At 42.3% G+C, this 4,120-nt stretch carries 4 protein-coding genes and 3 pseudogenes; 6 read left to right on the plus strand and 1 reads right to left on the minus strand.

Annotation, left to right across the window (positions count from 1 at the left end):
- Nucleotides 1-121: 121 nt before the first annotated feature.
- The 4 genes from KTQ90_RS12770 (at nt 122) to KTQ90_RS12785 (ending at nt 3,201) form a co-directional block, all read left to right on the plus strand.
- Nucleotides 122-532: a hypothetical protein gene (locus KTQ90_RS12770; protein WP_217318748.1), complete on the plus strand. Its 411-nt coding sequence runs from the start codon at nt 122-124 to the stop codon at nt 530-532.
- A gap of 180 nt (nt 533-712) precedes the next feature.
- Nucleotides 713-1,555 carry an energy transducer TonB gene (locus KTQ90_RS12775; protein WP_217318749.1) on the plus strand — a complete coding sequence of 281 codons (843 nt, stop codon included), beginning with the start codon at nt 713-715 and terminating at the stop codon, nt 1,553-1,555.
- Nucleotides 1,556-1,574: 19 nt separating this feature from the next.
- On the plus strand, nt 1,575-2,579 hold the full coding sequence (locus tag KTQ90_RS12780) for an energy transducer TonB (protein ID WP_217318750.1): 1,005 nt from the start codon (nt 1,575-1,577) through the stop codon (nt 2,577-2,579).
- A 1-nt stretch (nt 2,580) separates the two neighbouring features.
- Entirely contained in the window at nt 2,581-3,201 is a 621-nt protein-coding gene (locus KTQ90_RS12785; protein WP_094881917.1) for a radical SAM protein, read from the plus strand.
- Between the two features lie 73 nt (nt 3,202-3,274).
- Here KTQ90_RS12785 and KTQ90_RS12790 read toward each other — a convergent pair.
- Nucleotides 3,275-3,748 (minus strand): annotated as a pseudogene (locus KTQ90_RS12790) (hypothetical protein); the annotation flags it as partial.
- Between the two features lie 11 nt (nt 3,749-3,759).
- Between KTQ90_RS12790 and KTQ90_RS12795 the strand changes: the two are divergent.
- Together KTQ90_RS12795 and KTQ90_RS13790 are read left to right on the plus strand one after the other, a co-directional pair.
- Nucleotides 3,760-3,924 (plus strand): annotated as a pseudogene (locus tag KTQ90_RS12795) (tyrosine-type recombinase/integrase); the annotation flags it as partial.
- A gap of 4 nt (nt 3,925-3,928) precedes the next feature.
- Nucleotides 3,929-4,015, plus strand: a pseudogene (locus KTQ90_RS13790) (recombinase family protein); the annotation flags it as partial.
- Nucleotides 4,016-4,120: the final 105 nt, after the last annotated feature.

Consider the following 4,120-nt stretch of genomic DNA (forward strand, 5'->3'; position numbering starts at 1 on the left):
TAGATTTTCAAGGGATTATAACCGATTATCACTACAAAATGTTATTTTTGTAGCAAGAAATGAGTATAAAACAGCATTTCATTGTAATGTATAAAACAAAGTAAAATATAATAAACGTAATATGAAACTAAGAGATAAAGATACAAAGAAATATTTGCTCACAGTATTTGTGGCTACATTTGTTGCCTATATTATTCCTGCAGTGGTCTTGTACTTGGGACATTTTATGGGCATTATGCTTACGATTTGTATTTCCTTGTTTAACTTGAGTATGGCTTTGCTTGCTTGGCTTTGGGCAAAATCTGTTAGAAAGGAATTTTTGCTGAAAAGACAAATAATATTGAATAGTCTTGTGACGTTGCTTTTGATAGGCATTATTTCCTTAGTTGTAACCAATGGGGCAGCCTTATCTTTGAGCCTCATAGTGTTTGTTTGGTTGGGGATAGTCAATCTCCTGCCAATTTGTATCCAGTATGCCATTTATTCTTTTATTTCAAAAAGAACCAATTCAAAGAAAGAGAGGCCTATATGAAGTATATAGAATTGTTTTGGAATAGGCTATATTATTGCATTTTTAACTGCGATAAGAAAACGCAAACTCTCTGAAATGAACCTCGAAAAGCTCAATGTCATTACTTTGACAGAAAGTGGAGGACTCACAGGGGAAATTGTTGTTATCAAAAAGAGACATAATCATAAAAGAAAATAAACTATGGCAAGAGGAAGAGACATTTGCAACACTCTCAAAGCCATTCGCAAACAAATAGCAGATGCTAATGGGATTGCCTATTCACCAGAAGAATGTCACTTCACTGGTGAGTGCAAGGGAACTTGCCCCAAATGCGAGCAAGATGTGAGAGATTTGGAGTATGAATTGCGACGTAGGCAGATTGCAGGAAAGGCCATCAAGGTCGTTGGCATAGCAGCAGGACTTGTTGCTTTAACGGCTTGTTCTGATGGAAAACCACAGCGAAATGCTTCAGACATGGTTACAGGTGATACAATCATTGTTAAAAAAGAAGAACCGAACCCAAGAAACAGACAATTAGAAGGAGCCATTTCTCTTGGCAACAAGGAGAAACTTGTGGAAGAAGAAAACAGAAAGGACGGGGAGGCTTCATACAATCCATCCTTAGAAACAAAAGAGATAAAAAAGAATATCAAAGGCAATTCCTCAAAAAATCAAGGCAGGAATGCTGTCATCAGGTCTGCCATTGGTATAGATTCCATTGAAAGCAGCAAAATATTTGATAATGCTGATGAGGAAGCGTCATTCCCTGGTGGCATAGCGGCGTGTATGAAATATATTGCAGACAATTTTCGCTATCCAAACATACAGGGCGATTGCAGCATACAAGGAAAAATTGTCGTTAGTTTCATTGTCAATGAAGATGGAAATCTAAATGACATCAAAGTAAAGAAAAGCGTCTATTCTGACCTTGACAAAGAAGCCATCCGGGTGGTGAAAAGTATGCCAAAGTGGATTCCTGCCAAGCAAAACGGCAAGGCGGTGAAATCAAAATACACGCTTCCTGTCTACATCCACGTGCAGTAACTATAAAAAAGGAAAAATCATGGCAACAAGAGGACGCAACATTTGCAACACGCTCAAGGCCATCCGCAAGCAGATCGCGGATGCCAACGGAATCAGTTATTCACCCGAAGAATGCCACTTTAAGGGCGAATGCAAGGGCACTTGCCCGAAATGCGAGCAAGACGTGAGGGACTTAGAACACGAACTGCACCTCCGACAGATGGCAGGGAAAGCCATCAAGGTCGCAGGAGTGGCTTTGGGCATCACCGCCCTCACCGCATCCGCCACATCGTGCGCCACGCAGAAGGGATATTACAAATCGACACCGCCTAAGTCTGAAAAGGTTATCCCTATCCAGTTCCAAAAATACACCACCAACGACATCGCCCTACTCCAAGCGAAAGATTCTCTCAGCAAGAAAGGAATGCTCTTCGTTCAAGGGCATCTCATTAGCGACGAGGACAATGAGCCGCTTATTGGAGCCTCCGTCATCGCTAAACTTTCGGGAAAGTATGCAATAACTGATGTCAATGGAAACTTCACTCTCGAAGTGGAGCAAGGCGACACGATAACCGTGCAATACATCGGCTTCATAGACCGAAGCATCAAACTATCTGAAATGAGCCGAGACAAGCTCAATATCATCACTCTAATATTCAACGAAAGTGCCTTAGGGGAAGTCGTGGCTGGAATCGTTCCCGAAGTCAGAATTAGAGGAACGGCTCCCGTCATCAAAAGAGAAGATACTTTCGAAGAGGCTTCATTCCCAGGCGGTTCGACTGCATTGACGCAATACATCAATACCAACCTTCAATATCCAAAAGAATGTCGGGAAGGCGCGCCAATAGGCAGAGTCATCCTTGGTTTCACCGTCAACAAGGACGGAAGTTTGAGCAACATCAAGGTGGAGAAAAGTCTTGTCCCTATCCTCGACGAGGAAGCCATCCGAGTACTGAAAAGCATGCCGAAATGGACTCCTGCCAAGAAAAACGGAAAGGTGGTGAAATCACATGCCACCGTTCCTTTCACATTTAAAGTAGAATAACATGAAGACCGCCCCACTCATTTGCATCGACCGCCACCGCCTCACGATAGACGGCGAGGGCGTCACCACGCTTGTGGCATTCCACGGTTGTCCGCTTCGTTGCAAATACTGTCTCAATCCCCAATGCCTTGATGCTGACGGCGTATGGCAGGAGGTGGATACAGAACTGCTGATGGCGAACGTGGAGATGGACAACCTCTACTTCTTAGCTACAGGAGGCGGCATCTGTTTTGGTGGAGGTGAACCGCTTCTGTGGAGTTCATTCATAAAGGAGTTTTGTGAACTATGCCCAGAGGGATGGCACTTTACGATGGAGACGAGTCTAAACGTACCTCGCCATCACTTGGAGAAAGTCACCCCATACATTGACTCCTTTATCATCGACATCAAGGACATGAATCCTGCCATCTATCAAGCCTACACAGGTAAGCCCAACCGGCAAGTTATCGACAACCTTGTCTGGCTCAACACTCATGCCAAACATAAAGACAAGATCATCCTTCGTCTCCCCATAATCCCCAAGTTCAACACCGAAGATGACAGGAAACACAGTCGCCAAGTCTTAATAGAATTAGGATATGAGAATTTTGATGAATTTGAATATGTTATTAGAAACAAATAAACAGTTTTAATTATATGTCCCAATGAAATGGATTTGAATGTAAATTCCATCTCATTGGGGTGTTGGATAAAAATTATTGGTAATTTTTAATAGTACGTTTTATGCTATTAGACTCTCTGCGAAGTTCATTAGCTACACTGTCTTTGTATGCAGCCATCCGTACCATTTCATTGTATTTGAGAACAGAATCTTCGTAAGCTGCAACACGATTTTTGACATAGTCTATGATATTTTCGTCTCTGTTTACAGAGAAGTGCTTCTCTATATATAAGATGTTTGGGTCATCAGCAGACAGAACCATCTTCAAAGCTCTATACTTCAAGTCTGCCTCCTCCCAATCTTGGTGCTCTCGCCATTGGGTGAGGTTGCCCCAAATGGAGAGAACGAGAGATAGATCCAAGCCGCCAATGATAAAAAGAACATACTTTGAAGTTGGCTCGAAGCGATGAGTCACTACTTTCTTCAGAGGTGTATTATCCATTGCGTGAAGTTTGTCCTGCACAATTTTTGATGTGGCATTCAGCTCTTGTTTCACATGATTAATGGTACACTGCGCATCACAACTTTGCGACACGCTGCATTGAAAGCAACTGCGACTACAAGACCGTAAGCGTACAGCTTGGTCATGCCAATATTACAACAACCCTTAATCTCTATGTTCACCCGAACATGGAACAGAAGAAAAAGTGCATCACCAAGATGTTCAAGTCTCTTGGAAAATAGGGAAGAACAGATGAAAGCCGAATATAGGGAAGTAATAAGTTTACTCCGCAAGGGATATTCCGTTCAGGATGTGGCAAAGTTGAGTGGTTAAGGGGTAAGTACCGTACAACGAGTTAAGCGATTAATAAAAGTACAATCACTGCAATAATACTATTGATTTTACGTTCTTTTCAAAGAAAGGGGTTGTGCAATAGTG

Source organism: Leyella stercorea (assembly GCF_019052365.1).
Taxonomy (GTDB): Bacteria; Bacteroidota; Bacteroidia; order Bacteroidales; family Bacteroidaceae; genus Prevotella.